Source organism: Streptomyces sp. NPDC015345, assembly GCF_043078805.1.
In the GTDB taxonomy this organism is placed as follows: Bacteria; Actinomycetota; Actinomycetes; order Streptomycetales; family Streptomycetaceae; genus Streptomyces.
The window spans coordinates 757,289-773,685 of record NZ_JBIBTX010000002.1 but is presented as its reverse complement, the minus strand read 5'-3'; the positions used below and the strand labels follow the sequence as shown (position 1 = coordinate 773,685).

The following is a 16,397-nucleotide window of genomic DNA, read 5'->3' as shown; positions in this document are numbered from 1 at the left end:
TTCTCGGGGTAACGCGGTCCTGTCACCTACTCAGACCGTGCCACCGACCGGAAGTCATCGCCGCTCGGGACACCGCCGACTGCGCGTCCGATTCCCGCCAGCCCTCGCCCGCGTCGACGCCTTTCATTGAACCCGCAAGCAGTTATCCGGCATACGAACGAGGTACAGACATGTCTTCTCTCACCGGCAGGACGGCCCTGGTCACCGGCGGCAGCCGCGGCATGGGCGCGGCGATCGCGCTGCGCCTGGCGCAGGAGGGCGCGGACGTGGCGATCACCTACGTCCACAGTGAGGCGGCGGCCCAGGAGGTCGTCGCGAAGATCGAGGCCACGGGGCGGCGTGGTTTCGCCGTGCGGGCGGACGCGGCGGACGCCGGGGCCGCCGCGGGCGCCGTGGAACGCGCCGCCGACGACCTCGGCCACCTGGACATCCTCGTCAACAACGCGGGCATCGGAGTCCTCGGCCCCCTCGCCGACCTGTCGCTCGCCGATGTCGACCGGGTCCTGGCGGTCAACGTACGCGGCGTCCTCCTGGCCTCCCAGGCCGCTGCCGGACGGCTCCGCGACGGCGGCCGGATCATCACCATCGGCAGCTGCATGGCCCAGCGGGTCCCGGGCCCCGGCGGCACCCTCTACGCGACGAGCAAGGCCGCGCTCATCGGCCTCAACAAGGCTCTGGCGCGGGAGTTGGGCGGGCGCCGGATCACGGCGAACCTGGTCCAGCCGGGCCCGATCGACACCGACATGAACCCGGCGGACGGCCCCTACGCGGAGGGGCAGAGCGCCATGACCGCGGTCGGCCGGTTCGGTTCGCCCGACGAGGTGGCGTCCCTCGTGGCCTACCTGGCCGGGGACGACGCCGCGTACATCACGGGCACCGAGCTGTCGGTGGACGGCGGTCACGCCGCCTGACCCCCGGGGTCACGCACTCACGGGACCGCCACCCACGTCGCCGTCAGGTCGGCGCAGCGGACCGTGATCATGGCGTCCGTCAGTTCGGTACGGTGCACGACGCCGTCCTCGTGCGGGAGGGTCTCGTCGAGCAGCACCGTGATGGCCTCCATCCAGTCGATGGACGCTTCGTAGTCGACGGAGAAGTGCGTGACGCCGGTGTACTCGATCCGCAGTCCGGCGGAGTGCTTCCACCGGTTGGGGCGATAGGTGACCGACGCGGTGCCTGCCCTGCCCATGGTCGTCGTGGGCAGGGCGATGTCGGCGAGCTCCAGGTCCTTGACGCACCGCTCGCTCGTGTAGTCGTAGTGCCCGGCCTCGGACGCGAAGGCGCGGGCCCCCTCGGGAAGCGCGTCCCGGAATTCGGGAAGGGCGGCCACATAGGCACGCGCGTCGGTCCGGAACCCGTGGAGCTCCGGGTCCCAGTCGACCTTCACGTACTTCATCCGCACGATCCTTTCAGGCGGGGCCGCTTCCATTTGTCGCCGGAGATGTCCTCGGTTCCGCGAGGGCCGATGCGACCGGTTCTGCGCATGAACTTTACTGCCTCGCCCTTGAGGCGGTTTTCCACGCTGCGCGGGACCTGTACATCGGAATCGAGGCGGTGTTTGTCGAACCAGCCGTTGCTTCCGTAGAGGCCGACCTCCCGGCCGTTCTTGTCGTAGACATGCATTTCGAAGTCTGTGGCATGCCCGATGTCGAAGGTGTCCATCCGGCCCCGGTAGCCCTCGCTGAGATTGATCGGGTCCTTGGGGCCCCGGCGGGCGAGGCCGAGAGGGTCCTGCCAGGTCAGCGGGTTCGGCACATAGGCGTGGTGGTTGGGTGCCGGCTCCAGGCCGAGGGGGTCGGCGGAGGCGTACCGGGCCGTCTCGGGGTCGTAGTGGCGTGCGTAGTTGTAGTGCAGTCCGGATTCCGGGTCGTGATACTGGCCGGGAAAGCGCAGGGGGCAGTCGGCAGTGGCGGCGTACGCGTCGGCTTCCGGGTGCGGAACGGCCACGCCCCATACGGTGGTGTGCGTCTGCCACGCGATGTCACCGCCGGTGGAGACGAGTTCGGTGGGAGTTCCCACCAGGTCGGTGACGATGGCGTGGAAACGCACGTCGTAGTCGGCCTGAGCGCGCTCGGTCTGGGCCAGGGGGCGGTGGGACTCCGGCTCGTAGTCCCACGTCGTCACCACGCCGTCCGTGACCTGTTCCACGAGCAGACTGCCGTCCCAGGTGAAGGTGGTCTGCCGCGCGAGCGTGCCGTCGGCGGCCTGCAGCTGCTTGGCGATACGGCGGCCCAGGGGGTCGTACCGGTAGTGCCAGGTCTCGCCGTCCGGTGTGGTCACCCGGGTGAGCCGGTCCTCGGCGTCCCAGGAGTACGTCCACACCCGCCGCTGCCCGTTCAGCAGGCGGCGGCTGCGACGGACGAGACGCCCCTGGGCGTCGTACTCGTGGTGGCCGTTCCCCGTCCGGTGCACGAGGGTGCCGGTCGCCGTCCACCCGTCGGGATGGCCGGACGAGCCGGTCACGTGGGCCTGGCTGAGGTTGCCCGCGCTGTCATAGGCGTAGCGCTCGGTCCGGCCGGCACCGTCGGCACCTGTGACCCGCCCGGCGGCGTCGAGGCTGAAGCGCCGGCTGTGCGCGGCCGGCCCGCGGATCTCCGTGAGGTGCCCGTCGGGCCGGTAGGCGTACGAGCGGTGGCACAGGACACGGCCGCCGGCATCGGTACGTGCGCTGATCGTCTGGTCGGCCAGCCGGCCGACGGCGTCCCAGCCCTGAGCGAGGGCGACGCCGTCACCGAAGCTCCTGCGTATCTCGTGACCGGCGGCATCGTGCCGGAACTCCATGCGCGTACCGGCCATCACCAGTGACAGCGGCCGGTCGGCCGCGTCGTACTGCCAACTGGACACCGTTCCGGACGGGGTACTGCGGGTCGTCCGGCGGCCTGCGGCGTCGTAGACGAACGAGGTCACCCGTCCGTTGATGCTCTCCCGCACGACCTGGCCCTGCGCGTCATAGGCGAGTTCGACCTCCGCGTCCCTGTTGGCGGCGCGGACGAGACGGCCGTAGGCGTCGTAGGTGTACGAGGTGGTGTCGTCGGCGGAGCGCGCCAGCGAGACCTGGCCGAAGACATCCCGCTCGTAGCGGACGGTCTCGCCCGCCCCGTTGGTACGGGAGGTGAGCCGACCCGCGGCATCGTGGGTGTAGGTGAGTTCCCGCCCGTTGAAATCGGTCTCGGCGACCAGCCGTCCCGCGGCGTCGAACGTGTGACTCCAGTGCAGCTGCTGCGGGTTGACCACGGCGGTCAGCTGGAGCTCGGTGTCGTACGTGAAGGTGTGGACCGTGCCGTCCGGGTCCCGTCGGCTCGTCGGCAGGGCGAAGTGCGTGTACGTGTGACACGTGGTGTGCCCGGCGGGGTCGACGTGCCGCAGGACGTTGCCCTCGCCGTCGTACTCCCAGCTCTCGACCGCGCCGTTCGCCGATTCGCGCCGCGCGAGCAGGCCCTCGACCGTCCAGGTGAGGCGGGTGACCGCGCCCGACGGATCGGTGACGGCGACGATGCGTCCGAAGGCGTCCCGGCTGACCCGGGTCCGCTTTCCGAGCGGGTCGATGATCTCCAGTGTCAGTCCGGCCGCGTCGCACACGGCGTGCTGGACCCTGCCGAGCGGGTCGGTCACGGAGACGGGGCGTCCCGCTCCGTCGTAGCCGAAGTGGGTCTCGGCGCCCGCCGGGTCGACCGTCTTCAGCCGGTTGCCGCGGTCGTCGTAGGCGTGGGACCAGACCAGGCCGTCCTGGTCGGTGATGACCACCGGCTGGTTCAGTTCGTTGAAGGCGGCCGTGGTGACGTTGCCGTCGGGCTGCTCGACCCTGACCATGTTGCCCGCGTCGTCGTAGCTGTACCGGGTGGTGTGGCCGAGCGGGTCGGTCCGCGACAGGAGTTGGTCCCGGCTGTTCCACGTGGTGCGCGTGGTGTTTCCCAACGGGTCGGTCACCGAGACGAGCTGCAGCCGCTCGTTGTACTCGTAGCGGGTGGTGTGGCCGAGCGAGTCGGTGTAGCGGGTGGTACGGAGGTCGGGGTCGTAGCCGATGGTGCAGTCGAGGAAGCCTTCGGCGCCCTCGCCGCGGACGCAGCGGTCCTCCTCGTCGTAGGTGAAGCGGTACCAGTGGTCGTTGCGGTCGGTCCAGGAGGTGACGCGGCCGCGCTCGTCGTAGGTGAGCCGGTACGGCAGTCCGGAGGAGTCGCGGACCTCGCTCAGGTTGCCGTCGGCGTCGTAGCGGTAGGTCAGCAGGCTCGTGCCGGCGGGGCCGGCCTCGGGGTCGCGCAGCCTCAGCCCGGTCACCCGGCCGCCCTCGGTGTCGATGTCGATGTGGTAGCCGCCCGAGTGGCGTACGGCGACCGGGGTGCCGTCGGCGGCGCGGTCGATGTCGATGCGGTGGCCGTTGCGGTCGGTGACCGCCGCGAGCGGGAGGGTGAACGCCTCGTCGGCGGCCGCGGCGCGACCGGTCGGCGCGAAGTGGCGGGTGTGGCCGGTGTCGGGGTCGGTGATGCGGATGGGCGCCCCGGGCGCACCGTCCCAGTCCAGGGGCCGGCGCGGGCCCGCCACCGGCAGGACGGAGGCACCGGGTGCGGGCACCGGGTAGATGAGGATCATGCCGTCCTCGGTGGCGAACAGGGCGCCCTCGTGGTCGAGTTCGAGGCGTTCGTCGAGCGTGGAGGCCCAGGACGGGCCGAAGCAGCGGCCGTACTCGTAGGTCGAGAGATGGGTGCGGCGCAGGACCAGCGGCAGCAGGCCCGGCAGTTCCACGTCCGTCTTCTCCATGATCATTTCGCCGGAGACCATGTCGACGGGGTCGCCGTTCTTGCAGCGGCCCTTGGCGGGCTTGCTGGTGGCCAGGTCGTCCCCGCCGCGCCGCAGGCCGTTCTTCAGGCCCTTGCTCATGCCCTTGAGGCCCTTCATCCCCTTGGCCAGTTTGGCGGCGGTGGTCAGCCCCTTGGCGCCGGGAACGCAGTCGAGGGCGGCGAACGCCACGTCCATCAGGCCTGCTTGGCCTTTTCGGTATTTGTTGAGGGTGTCGGCCAGGACGATGGCTCCGGCGACGATGACGATGGCGGCCAGGATCGGGCCGCCGACGATCATCGCGATGATGCCGACGACGGCGACGACGACCTTGCAGACCTCGACGATGGTGTCCCAGTTGTCGGAGACCCAGTCGCCGACCTCCTCCCACCACTTGCGGTTCGGGATACCCGCGTCCGAGGCCTCGTCGATCTTCCGCTTCGCCGTCCCGGCGGCCTCTTCCCGCATCTTGCGGGCGTCCTCGGCCATCTTCTTCGCCGCGTCCAGCGCACTCTTGGCCGCGTCCACATCGCCCTGCGCGGACTTCTGCGCCTTCTCGGCGGAGGCCGCGTTACGCGTGGCGGCCCGCACCTTGGACTCGTCCGGCTTGGGCACGTCCTTGCCCTTGGATCCGCCGTCGTCCTTGTACTTGTCGGCCTCCTTGCCCGCCTTCTCCACCCACGAATCGGCTGAGGTGAGGCGGGACTTGGCGGAGGCGAGATCGGCCTGGGCCTCACGACCCTTCACCAACGCCTTGTCCGCCAGGGCCTGGGCGCGCTCCAGCTCCGGCCAGTACGCGGACAGGGCGTCGCCCGCCATCCCGTAGGACTTCTTGAGCTTCTTCAGCTTGGCCGGCGCGTCCTCGAACTGCTCCGTGAACGCGTCCGCCGTCTTCCCCGCCCACCGCAGGATCGCGTCCTCGCCCGCCATCCCCTTGATGTCCCGCAGCACCTTGCCGACGTCATCGGAGAAGTCATGCAGATCCTTGGCGAGCTTGCGCACCCGGTGCGGATCACCCGGCGTCGGATCCTTGTCCAGATCCAGGACATGCCAATCCTTCGGCCGATGGCCCGCCATGCCGCAACCCCCGTATACGTACTTCACCAGCAGCTTTGCGCACGTAGGAATGTACAAGGGCGGAAGTACCGACGGAAAGTCCAGGAGATGGGTGCGGGGCGCACCGGGGCTGTCCACCCGGTGCGCCCCACGTTCAGCGGGGGCGGATCAGCCGCCCAGCTCCTGGTGGCGGGCCGCCAGCTTGGCGGCGCCGTCCTCGGTCAGCGAACCGAACAGGCGCAGCCGGGAGATGCCGCCGTCCGGGAAGATGTCGACGCGTACGTGCGTGCCGACGACCGGCGTGTCCAGGACGAAGCGGTGGTTGGTGTCGGGCTGGAGCCGGGTGCGGGGCAGCGCCTCGACCCACTCGCCGCTCTCGCCGTCGCGCACCGAGAGCGAGGCCCAGCCGGCGGAGTTGCCCTTGAGGTAGGCGGTGTCGATCTCGACGGCGCGGATCTCGGACTGCTGGACGAGCCGGTAGCGGATCCAGTCGTTGCCGGTGTCGCGGCGCCGACGCGTCTCCCAGCCGTCGTCCATCTTGCGGGAGCGGCCCGGCTGGATGGTGTTGGTGGCCGGGGAGTAGAAGCGGTCGGAGGCGTCCTCGACCTGGCCGCCGTTCTCCAGGGCGACGACGTCGAAGGTGCCGAGCGCGGCGAGCCACTTCGGGTCGGCGGCGACCTCTCCGTACACGCGGAGGCGGGCGATGCCGCCGTCCGGATGCTGGTTGACGCGCAGGTGCGTGAAGCGCTGCTCGACGTCGACGGCGAAGCCGTTGGCCGCGTGTCCGCCGACGGGCGTGCGCGGGACGAGGGTCGTCCACTTCACGTCGTCGCCGCAAAGCTCCTCGGGCGTCGGGGAGCCCTCGACGCTGGTGCCCTCCACGGACACGGCCTGCGGGTAGTTGCCGCGGAAGTGGGCGGTGTCGATGACGATGCCGCGGATGACGCCGGGGGCGCCGAGCCGCACGAGGGCCCAGTCGTGGTCGGCCTCGGTGGGCCACGGGTGCTCCGCGGAGACACCACGCCGGCGGCGGGTCTCCCAGCCGTCCATGACCTTGCCCTTGTGCCCGAAGTGCTCGGGGTCGAACACGGCGGGGTGCGGGAGCAGCAGGTTCTCGCGCATCGCGAAGAACTCGTCGTTGGCGGCGATCACCCCGGCGCCGAGCTGCCGGTCGGCGAGGTTGGCGTACTGGGTGAAGGGGAAGTCGGCCGTGCGGTAGTCGGCGTAGGGCTCGCCGCCGCCGTAGGGGCTCGCGTCGCCGGTGAAGTGCGGAATCGCCGTCACTGTGTCAGTTGTTCCTTTCCAGAAGTCGGCCCGCGGGTTCGGTGAACTCGCCGCCGTGCAGGATGCGTTCGCCGCGCAGCCAGGTGGACTTCACGACGCCGCTGAGGGTCTTGCCCGCGTACGCCGTGACCCGGTTCCTGTGGTGCAGCTCCGCGGGGTCCACGGTGAAGGTCTCGTCGGGCGCGAGGACCGCGAAGTCGGCGTCGCGGCCGGCCTCGATGGCGCCCTTCTGGTCGAGTCCGACCAGTTGTGCGGTGCGCGTGGACATCCAGCGCACCACGTCCTCAAGGGTGTGCCCGCGCTTGCGCGCCTCGGTCCATACGGCGGGCAGGCTCAGCTGGAGTCCGGAGATGCCGCCCCAGGCGGTGGCGAAGTCGTCGGTCTTCAGCTCCACGGTGGACGGGGAGTGGTCCGTGACGATGCAGTCGATGGTGCCGTCGGCCAGCGCGCCCCACAGCAGGTCCTGGTTGCCGGCCTCCCGGATGGGCGGGCAGCACTTGAACTCGCTGGCGCCGTCCGGGACTTCCTCGGCGGTCAGGGTCAGGTAGTGCGGACAGGTCTCCACCGTCAGCCGTACGCCTTCGCGCTTGGCGGCGGCGATCAGCGGAATGGCGTTCGAGGAGGACAGGTGCAGGACATGCACGCGGGCGCCGATGCGCTTGGCGACGGCGATGAGCCCCTCGATCGCGGTGTCCTCCGAGACGCGGGGCCGGGTCTGGAGGTAGTCCGCGTACTTGGGGCCGCTCGTGTGCGGGGCGGCGTCCAGCTCGTGGGGGTCCTCGGCGTGCACGATCAGGAGACCCCCATGAGGACCGAAGCCGGCGATCTCGGCCATCGAGGTGGCGAGCTGGTCCTGGTTCAGCTCGGGGAACTCCTCGACGCCGGAGGGCGAGAGGAAGCACTTGAACCCGAAGACACCGACGTCGTGCAAGGGCTTCAGATCGGCGACGTTGTCGGGCAGGGCGCCACCCCAGAACCCCACATCGATGTGCGCCTTGCTGCGGGCGACGTCCTGCTTGGTGCGCAGGTTGTCCACCGTCGTCGTCGGGGGCAGGGAGTTGAGCGGCATGTCGACGAGGGTGGTGATGCCACCGGCGGCGGCGGCGCGGGTGGCGGTCCAGAAGCCCTCCCACTCCGCGCGGCCCGGGTCGTTCACGTGGACGTGGGTGTCGACGAGGCCAGGCAGCAGGACGTCGTCGCCGAGGTCCTCCAGGCGTGCGCCGTCCGGCACCTCGGCGTCGTACGCGCCGACGGCCGCGATCTTCCCGCCGGAGACGGCGACCGAGGCGGCGCGCGTCCCCTCCGGGGTGACGACGCGGGTGGAGCGCAGCACCAGCTCCACACCCGCGGCAACGCTCGTGTCCACGTCCACGTCCTTCTCGGACACCCGTGTCCCCTCTCTTCTGTTCCGCTACACAGACCTTTTGCTTCCGCTTAACGGAATTCAACGTTCTGTTGAAGGAGTTTTCACGCTCGCCCGCACGGCGTCAAGGGTTGACTTCGACGCCCGGCGGCCCCCAAGTCCCCTACTGGACGTTTCCACAGAGTGGAATTACAATTCCGCTGACCAGAACGTAGCTACCCACAAGCGTGGCGCGGTGAGCCACCGGACAAGCCCGCGAAGACACGGACAAAGCCCCCCTGACCGGCTACGACGCCCCCACGCGCGAGACCCCTTGGCAAGAACCGCCCGGTAGGCTGCTTCCTTGCCCGCCAGCACCGAAAGGAACGCGCCGTGCCGACGTCAAGCGCCAACGACGCCCTTGCTGAAGTCGCCGCCTCGAAGCCTCCCGCCGCGAGCGGTGGCGTTCAGTCACTGGAGCGCGCCTTCGATCTGCTCGAACGGATGGCGGACGCGGGCGGCGAGGTCGGCCTGAGCGAGCTCTCCGCCAGCAGCGGCCTTCCCCTCCCCACGATCCATCGCCTGATGCGCACGCTCGTCGCCTGCGGGTACGTACGCCAGCAGGCCAACCGTCGCTACTCGCTCGGCCCGCGCCTGATCCGCCTCGGCGAATCGGCCTCGCGGCTGCTCGGCACGTGGGCCCGGCCCTACCTCGCCCGCCTGGTCGAGGAGACCGGCGAGACGGCCAACATGGCGCTGCTCGACGGTGACGAGATCGTGTACGTGGCGCAGGTGCCGTCCAAGCACTCCATGCGGATGTTCACCGAGGTCGGCCGACGGGTCCTGCCGCACTCCACGGGCGTCGGCAAGGCGCTGCTCGCGCACACGCCGCCGGAGGAGGTGCGGGCGCTGCTCGCCCGTACCGGGATGCCGGCCGCCACGGAGAAGACGATCACGACGCCGGAAGGGTTCCTCGACGCGCTCGAGGAGGTCCGCCGTGCGGGGTACGCCGTCGACGACAACGAGCAGGAGATCGGCGTACGGTGCCTTGCCGTGCCGGTGCCCGATTCGCCCACGGCGGCGGCGATCTCGATCTCCGGTCCGGCGGGGCGGGTGACGGAGGCGGCGACGGAGAAGATCGTGCCGGTGCTGCAGCAGGTGGCGGTGGAGCTCTCCTCGGCCCTGGCCAGCGCGGGCTCCGGCGTCTCGCCCTGACCGCCCCGTACCCGGCGGTATCCCCTACCCCGCCGCTCCGCGCCGGATGTCTCCCACCCACCCGCCCGATACTCGGCATCGAGATGTCGAAGTAGGGACAGGGAGGGATGGGGCACCGCCCGCAGTCGAACGTGGGCCCGAGGGAAACAAGGGCCGACGACGTCCCCGCAGCCGCGAGCGCGCCGAGGGGACGTAGGGCGGGGGCCGTGTGGCGCATGAGCCGCCGAAGGTCACAGGCGCCCGCGCACCCGAGGGAGGACACGAGCCGACGACAGCCCGCAGGCGCCAGTCGGCCCCGGGGGGACACGAGCCGACGACAGCCCGCAGGCGCCAGTCGGCCCCGGGGGGACACGAGCCGACGACGACCCGCAGGCGCCAGTCGGCCCCGGGGGGACACGAGCCGACGACGACCCGCAGGCGCCAGTCGGCCCGAGGGAGGACACGAGCCGACGACGGTCCGCAGGCGCCAGTCGGCCCGAGGGGACGTGGAGGTATGTGCGCGCGGAGCACAGTGGTGGTCACGAGGGCGCCGAAGCAGCAAATCGCCCGCGCCAAGATGGCGAGCACGGACATACCCCCACGGCCCCGCCCCCAAGACGCGCCCCAGGCGACCCGACGACGGCCTTAAACCGCCCCCGCCCCCGCCCCCGCCCCCAGCCGCCCATCCACCATCCCCACCACCCGATCCGCCACCGCCAGCCCCGCCCGGTCATGCGTGACCAGCACCGTCGCCGTCCCCCGCTCCCGCGTCAACCTCGCCAGCAACTCCAGCACCGCAGCCCCCCGTTCATGATCCAACGCACTGGTCGGCTCATCGACCAGCAGCACCGCCGGCCCATTCATCAGCGCCCGCGCGATCCCCACCCGCTGCCGCTGCCCGCCGGACAGCTGATGCGGGCGCCGACCCGCCTCCCCCGCGAGCCCCACCGCGGCCAGCAGCTCCCGCGCCCGCTCCCGGACCCGGCCCGCCGCACCTCGCCGACGCCGCCCGTCCACGTGCGCCATCAACTCCAGCTGCTCCGACGCCGTCAGCGAGGCCAGCAGATTCGGCTGCTGGAAGACGATGCCGAGGCGCCGCCGCCGCAGCTCCGCCTTCTCGGCCCGGCTCAGCGCCGCCGTCTCCACCCCGTCCACCACCACCCGCCCCCGATCCGGCGTGACCAGCGTCGCCGCGACGGCGAGCAGGCTGGACTTGCCGGATCCGGACGGCCCCACCACCGCGGTCAAGGTCCCGCCCGGCACATCGAGCCCCACCCCGTCCAGCGCGGTCAACCGCCCCGCGCCGTCGGGATAGGTGAGCGTGACGTCCTCCAGCAGCAAGGACGACGACAGCAACCGACCACTGCTCATCGAGCACTCCCCAGCGCGACCAACGGATCGACGGCGGTGATCCGCCGCACGGACATACCGGCCCCGACCGCACCCAGCGCGATCATCACCGCGGCGGGCCACAGCACGGTCGACGGCTCCAGGACGAACGGGACGTCACCACCGCTGACGGCCCCGCCCACCACCACCGCGATCCCGGTCCCCACCGCCGTACCGGCGACGAGCATCGCGACGGCCTGCCCGAGCGCGTCCCGCAGCAGATAGGCCGTGGAGGCGCCGAGCGCCTTCAGGACGGCGATGTCGGCGCCCCGCTGGATCGTCCACACGGTGAAGAACGCCCCTATGACCAGCGCGGAGATCACGAACAAGAAGCCCCGCATCAACTGAAGGGAGCCGTTCTCGGCCTGGTAGGAGCCGATGGCGGTGAGCGCGCCGTCGAGCGACTTCGTCTCGGTCCCGGCGGCCTCGTCCCCGGCGGCCAGGTCGGCTCCGCCCCCGGTCCGCAGCGCGATCACCGTAGCCTGCTCGTCCCCGGAGGTGCCGCGGTGCCCGAGCCGCTGCCAGTCGTCGAGGGAGATCCACACGACGGGCGTATGGCTGAAAGAGGCGTCGGAAGCGACCCGCACGACCCGCACCTGCACACCCCCACTCCCGCTCCCGCTCCCACTCACACCGCCGCCCCCACTCCCGCCCCCGAGCCGGACACGGTCACCGACACCGGCTCCCAGCTCATCGGCGGCCTTCTCGGAGAGCACCGCCCGCCCCGGAGCGACACCATCCGGCGCGATCCCGGAGTCCGGCTCGACGCCGAAGGCGGAGACCGCGCCCGCCCGCTCACCCGCGGTGGCGTTGAGGGTGCTGATACCGATGGGCCGCGCGGAGGTCACGCCGGGCCGCCCCGCCCACTCCTCCCAGGCGCGCCGGGGCACCAGCGAGTTGGTGAAGGAGACGGACCGGCCCTCGGGCGGCGCGGCGAACGCCAGGTGGTCGGCGGGCAGCCCGGTGATGGCCGACGTGTTCTCCCTTGCCAGCCCCTCGGTCAGCCCGGAGAGCAGACCGACGAGCAGGGTGATGAGCACGACAACGGCCCCCATCAGGGCGAACCGCCCCTTGGCGAACCGCAGGTCTCTCCATGCGACGAACATGCCCCCACCCTGCGTCCCCGGCCCCGGGCCGGGCATCGCGCCACAGCACGGTTCACCCGAATCGAAGTGCCGAGCGCCCTTTCAACCTTTAGGTTGACGGCCCCGGCACCCGGCACCCGTACGGTGGAAAACCCACAACCCACACCCCACACCCCACGCCTCACCGCCCCGGCCGAAACCACATGCCCCGAACACGCACGAACATGCTCCCCACCGCCACCGCCACCGCCACCGCCCCCACCCCCGTCCCTGTCACCCGCACCCTCCGCCTCTGCCTGCACGCCCTCCTCGCGGGCCTGCTGGCGCTGCCCGCGGTCAAGGCACTGACGGGCGCCGGCACGGCACACGCGCCGCACACGACGCACCCCGCGGGAGTCGTCGCCGCGGCGCTGCTCATGGCGGCCGTGTACACGGTGGGCACGCTCAGCCCGGCCGTGGCCGCATCGCGCCGCGCGGCGGCCTGGTGGCTGGCGGCGCTTGCCGCGGCCTGGCTGGTGCTGCTGGCGCTCTCCCCGGACGGGCTGTGGGCCGCGTTCCCGCTCTACTTCCTGCAACTGCACCTGCTGCCGGTCCGCTGGGCGCTGCCCGCGGTGCTCAGCACGGCGGCGGCAGCCATCGGCAGCTTCCTGGTGCACAGCTCCCGGGTGACACCGGGCAGCTTCATCGGGCCGCTGCTCGGCGCGGCGGTGGCCGTGGTCACGGTCCTCGGGTACGAGGCGCTGTACCGGGAGAGCGAACGCCGCCGCGAGCTGATCGACGAGTTGATGGCCACCCGCGCCGAACTGGCCGCCGCCGAGCGGACGGCGGGCACGCTGGCGGAGCGCGAACGGCTCGCCCGGGAGATCCACGACACGCTCGCGCAGGGCCTGTCGTCGATCCAGTTGCTGCTGCGGGCCGCGCAGCGCGCGTTGCCGGACGGCTCCGCCGCGGCCCCCCACATCGAGCGTGCGCGGGCCGCCGCGCAGGACAACCTGGCCGAGGCACGCCGGTTCGTGCGCGCGCTCTCGCCGCCCGGCCTGGAGCGCGGTTCGCTCGCCGGAGCCCTGGAGCGGCTGAGCGCGTCGAGCACGGGCCCGCGCGTCCGGTTCTCCCTCAGTGGTACGCCGACGGAGCTGCCCACGCCGTACGAGGTGGCGCTGCTCCGCGTCGCGCAGTCCGCCCTGGCGAACACGGTGCGGCACGCGGAGGCCGCCCGCGCCGAGATCACGCTGACGTTCATGGACGCCTCGGTCACGCTGGACGTGGTGGACGACGGCCGCGGCTTCGACCCGGCGGCCGGCGGCACGGCCGGGCGCGCCGGCAGCCCCGGCTTCGGGCTCCCCGCGATGCGGGCGCGCGCCGAGTCGCTGGGCGGCACGTTCACGGTCGAGTCCACCCCTGGTCAGGGCACGGCGGTGGCGATCTCGCTGCCTCTGCCGCTGCCCGCACGGTCCGAGGAGGCCGCCGCGTGACGCGCGAGCCGGGAGCGACGGTGCGGCTGCTGCTCGCCGACGACCACCCCGTCGTACGGGCGGGTCTGCGCGCGGTCCTCGACGCGGAACCGGACTTCGAGATCGTCGCGGAGGCGGCGACGGCGGAAGGGGCGGTGGAACGGGCCGCGGCGGTGGGGGCGCACCGCGTCGACGTGGTCCTGATGGACCTCCAGTTCGGCGCGGGCATGCACGGCGCCGAGGCGACGGCCGCGATCACCGCGCGGGAAGGGGCGCCGCAGGTCCTGGTCCTCACCACGTACGACACGGACGCGGACATCCTCGCGGCGGTGGAGGCGGGCGCGGCGGGCTACCTCCTGAAGGACGCGCCGCCCGAGGAACTGGCCGCGGCGGTCCGCACGGCGGCGTCGGGCCGGTCGGCCCTCGCGCCCGCGATCGCGCACCGTCTGATGGACCGGATGCGGGCGCCCGCGCAGGCGCTGAGCCGCCGTGAGCTGGAGGTGCTGCGCCTGGTGAAGGACGGCCTGTCGAACCAGCGGATCAGCAAGGAGCTGTTCCTGAGCCAGGCCACGGTGAAGTCCCACCTGGTGCACATCTACGCCAAGCTCGGCGTGGACTCCCGTACGGCGGCGGTCGCCGCGGCCACCGCGCGCGGCCTGATCCGCAACGGCCCCTGACCTGACCCACCCGCACAGCGCCCCCCACGCCGCCGAAGCCCTTGTCGCTCACTCCCCCGCCAGCGCGAAATCCTCCGCCGTCATCTTGCGCAACGCCCTGCGCACGCGCCTCGGCACGGCCGGGGCGGGGACCGTGAGGATCGGGCAGGTGGTGCGGGAGCGCACGCGGCGGTGGGTGCGGCTCGGGCGGTTTCTGCCGGGGCGGGTGCCGAGGACCAGGAGGTCGTCGGGGCGCGCGGCGAGTTCGCTCAGGGCGCGGTCCGGGTGGGCCCTGAGCACCCGGCGCTCGGTCCTGACGCCGGGCGGCGCGCCGCCGAAGACCTCGTCGAAGGCGCGGTCGAGGCGGGAGCGCGCCACGGCCCACCAGTGGCGGGCCCACTCCGGGTCGGGGTGGCGCAGATACAGCGCCTCACCCTCCGGCGGCTCCCAGGCGATCACCGCGACGAGCACGCGCCGACCGCGCCGGGCCTCCTCGGCGGCGACGCGCAGCGCCGCGAGGCTCGCGGGCGAGCCGCTCACCCCGACCACCACACGTCCCGTTCCGCTTCCGCTCTCTGCCCACCCCATCGATACCCTCCCAGGCCAAACAAGCTGACTGAAGCCGACGGGAACGGATTCTGTACGCTGATTGGCCTGGAGAGCAGGGCCAATCAGCGGGAGTTGGCATGGCAGAGGCACGAGTGGTCCACAGCATGGACAGCGCGTCCAGGAGGCTGGGCAGCCGTCGGCTCGCCGATCTGCTGACCGGCACCACCGGCGAGCGCCCCGGCTACCGCGCGCTCGCCCATGGCGTACGCACCCTCCTGCTCGACGGCCGGGTGCCGCTGCACACCCGGCTGCCCGCCGAGCGCGAGCTGGCCACCGCCCTCTCGGTGAGCCGGGCCACGGTCACGGCGGCGTACGACGTCCTGCGCGAGGGCGGCTACGCGCGCAGCCGTCGCGGCGCGGGCACCTGGACCGAGCTGCCGGAGGGGCAGCGGCCGTCCAATGTGGCGGCGTTCCCGGCGGGTGACGACATGCTCGACCTCGCGGCGGCGGCGCCCGGCGCCCCGGAGGCGGAGCTGAGTGCGGCGCTCGGCGCGGCGGGCGCGATGCTGGTCCGGCACGCGCCGACGCCGGGTTACCACCCGTACGGCATCCCGGAGTTGCGGGCGGCGGTCGCCGAGCGGTTCACGCGGCGCGGCCTGCCCACGCTCCCCGACCAGATCCTGATCACCACGGGCGCGCAGCACGCGCTGTCCTTGACGCTGACGCTGCTCGGCAGGCAGGGCGACCGGGTGCTGGTGGAGAACCCCTCGTACCCGAACGCCCTGGACGCGATCCGCGGCGCGGGCCTGCGCGCGGTGCCCGTGCCGGTCACGGACGACGGCTGGGACAGTGGGCTCGTCGAGTCCTCGCTGCGGCAGGCGGCGCCCCGCATCGCGTATCTCGTACCGGACTTCCAGAATCCGACGGGCCGGCTGATGCCGCGCGAGCAGCGGGTGCGCATCCTGGAGACGGCGCGGTCCACGGGCACCTGGCTGGTGATCGACGAGACCATCTCCGACATCGCGCTGGACGTCCCGCCGCCCGCGCCGTTCGCGTCGCTGGCACCGTCCGGCGCGGGTGAACAGGTCGTCACCATCGGGTCGTTGAGCAAGTCGCACTGGGGCGGGCTGCGGATCGGCTGGGTGCGGGCGGGCTCGAAGCTGATCACCGAGCTGGCGATGGCGCGGGTGCCGGTCGACATGGCGACGCCCGTCATCGAGCAGCTGATGGCGCTCCATCTGCTGCGGGGCGTGGACGGCGTGCTGCGCGAGCGGCTGCCGAGGCTGCGGGCGCAGCGGGACGCCCTCGCGGCGTCGTTGGCCCGCCATCTGCCGGAGTGGCACTGGCGGCTGCCGCCGGGCGGCCTGTCGCTCTGGGTGGACCTGGGGCGGCCCGTGGCGTCCTCGCTGGCCCGCGCGGCGCTCGCGCACGGCGTACGGATCGAGGGCGGTTCGCGCTTCGGGGCGGATCCGGGAACGCATGAGCACCGGCTCCGCATCCCGTACACCTTGCCGCCCGACCTGCTGGAGCAGGCGGTGACCCGCCTCGCGGCGGCATCGGCGGGCGACCTGCGAACCGCGGGCGACGACGTGAGCCGCCGGCACTGGGTGGCGTAGCG

12 protein-coding genes are annotated in these 16,397 nt (G+C 72.2%); 5 read left to right on the top strand and 7 right to left on the bottom strand.

Going from position 1 to position 16,397, the window contains the following annotated elements:
• Positions 1–170: 170 nt before the first annotated feature.
• On the top strand, positions 171–911 hold the full coding sequence (locus ACF062_RS09690) for an SDR family oxidoreductase (protein WP_392137214.1): 741 nt from the start codon (positions 171–173) through the stop codon (positions 909–911).
• A gap of 17 nt (positions 912–928) precedes the next feature.
• On the opposite strand, the gene ACF062_RS09685 is transcribed toward ACF062_RS09690, so the two are convergent.
• The 4 genes from ACF062_RS09685 to allB form a co-directional block, all read right to left on the bottom strand.
• Entirely contained in the window at positions 929–1,396 is a 468-nt protein-coding gene (locus ACF062_RS09685; RefSeq protein ID WP_127911943.1) for a hypothetical protein, read from the bottom strand.
• Positions 1,393–5,850, bottom strand: coding sequence for a DUF6531 domain-containing protein (locus ACF062_RS09680; RefSeq protein ID WP_392137213.1), 4,458 nt, complete (start codon positions 5,848–5,850; stop codon positions 1,393–1,395). Before ACF062_RS09680 ends, ACF062_RS09685 begins: the two co-directional genes overlap by 4 nt.
• A gap of 147 nt (positions 5,851–5,997) precedes the next feature.
• Positions 5,998–7,113 (bottom strand): allantoicase, encoded by a 1,116-nt coding sequence (gene alc, locus ACF062_RS09675; RefSeq protein ID WP_392137212.1) that lies wholly within the window; start codon positions 7,111–7,113, stop codon positions 5,998–6,000.
• A 4-nt stretch (positions 7,114–7,117) separates the two neighbouring features.
• Positions 7,118–8,500, bottom strand: a complete 1,383-nt coding sequence (allB, locus tag ACF062_RS09670; RefSeq protein ID WP_392137211.1) for an allantoinase AllB — start codon at positions 8,498–8,500, stop codon at positions 7,118–7,120.
• Between the two features lie 348 nt (positions 8,501–8,848).
• Here allB and ACF062_RS09665 point away from each other — a divergent pair, with 348 nt between their 5' ends.
• On the top strand, positions 8,849–9,670 hold the full coding sequence (locus ACF062_RS09665) for an IclR family transcriptional regulator (RefSeq protein WP_223777706.1): 822 nt from the start codon (positions 8,849–8,851) through the stop codon (positions 9,668–9,670).
• A 624-nt stretch (positions 9,671–10,294) separates the two neighbouring features.
• Here ACF062_RS09665 and ACF062_RS09660 read toward each other — a convergent pair.
• Together ACF062_RS09660 and ACF062_RS09655 are read right to left on the bottom strand one after the other, a co-directional pair.
• Entirely contained in the window at positions 10,295–11,020 is a 726-nt protein-coding gene (locus ACF062_RS09660; protein WP_392137210.1) for an ABC transporter ATP-binding protein, read from the bottom strand.
• A complete protein-coding gene (locus tag ACF062_RS09655; RefSeq protein ID WP_392137209.1) occupies positions 11,017–12,144 on the bottom strand; it encodes an ABC transporter permease in 1,128 nt (375 codons plus the stop codon). The genes ACF062_RS09660 and ACF062_RS09655 overlap by 4 nt, the downstream gene beginning before the upstream one ends.
• Positions 12,145–12,347: 203 nt before the next feature.
• Between ACF062_RS09655 and ACF062_RS09650 the strand changes: the two genes are divergently transcribed.
• Both ACF062_RS09650 and ACF062_RS09645 read left to right on the top strand, forming a co-directional pair.
• The gene (locus ACF062_RS09650; RefSeq protein ID WP_392137208.1) at positions 12,348–13,595 is read left to right on the top strand and encodes a sensor histidine kinase; all 1,248 of its coding nucleotides are present in this window, start codon (positions 12,348–12,350) and stop codon (positions 13,593–13,595) included.
• Positions 13,592–14,251 (top strand): response regulator, encoded by a 660-nt coding sequence (locus ACF062_RS09645; protein WP_392137207.1) that lies wholly within the window; start codon positions 13,592–13,594, stop codon positions 14,249–14,251. The genes ACF062_RS09650 and ACF062_RS09645 overlap by 4 nt, the downstream gene beginning before the upstream one ends.
• A gap of 48 nt (positions 14,252–14,299) precedes the next feature.
• Here ACF062_RS09645 and ACF062_RS09640 read toward each other — a convergent pair whose 3' ends face one another.
• Positions 14,300–14,770, bottom strand: a complete 471-nt coding sequence (locus tag ACF062_RS09640; protein WP_392137206.1) for a universal stress protein — start codon at positions 14,768–14,770, stop codon at positions 14,300–14,302.
• A 146-nt stretch (positions 14,771–14,916) separates the two neighbouring features.
• Here ACF062_RS09640 and ACF062_RS09635 point away from each other — a divergent pair, with 146 nt between their 5' ends.
• Positions 14,917–16,395 (top strand): PLP-dependent aminotransferase family protein, encoded by a 1,479-nt coding sequence (locus tag ACF062_RS09635; protein ID WP_392137205.1) that lies wholly within the window; start codon positions 14,917–14,919, stop codon positions 16,393–16,395.
• The last annotated feature ends 2 nt before the right edge of the window (positions 16,396–16,397 follow it).

What these genes read in the sequence shown, in the direction of transcription:
- ACF062_RS09685 (WP_127911943.1), bottom strand. Translation starts at nt 1,396, where the DNA reads ATGAAGTACGTGAAGGTCGACTGGGACCCGGAGCTCCACGGGTTCCGG.
- ACF062_RS09655 (WP_392137209.1), bottom strand. Translation starts at nt 12,144, where the DNA reads ATGTTCGTCGCATGGAGAGACCTGCGGTTCGCCAAGGGGCGGTTCGCC.
- ACF062_RS09635 (WP_392137205.1), top strand. Translation starts at nt 14,917, where the DNA reads ATGGCAGAGGCACGAGTGGTCCACAGCATGGACAGCGCGTCCAGGAGG.
- ACF062_RS09650 (WP_392137208.1), top strand. Translation starts at nt 12,348, where the DNA reads ATGCTCCCCACCGCCACCGCCACCGCCACCGCCCCCACCCCCGTCCCT.
- ACF062_RS09690 (WP_392137214.1), top strand. Translation starts at nt 171, where the DNA reads ATGTCTTCTCTCACCGGCAGGACGGCCCTGGTCACCGGCGGCAGCCGC.
- ACF062_RS09680 (WP_392137213.1), bottom strand. Translation starts at nt 5,850, where the DNA reads ATGGCGGGCCATCGGCCGAAGGATTGGCATGTCCTGGATCTGGACAAG.
- ACF062_RS09660 (WP_392137210.1), bottom strand. Translation starts at nt 11,020, where the DNA reads ATGAGCAGTGGTCGGTTGCTGTCGTCGTCCTTGCTGCTGGAGGACGTC.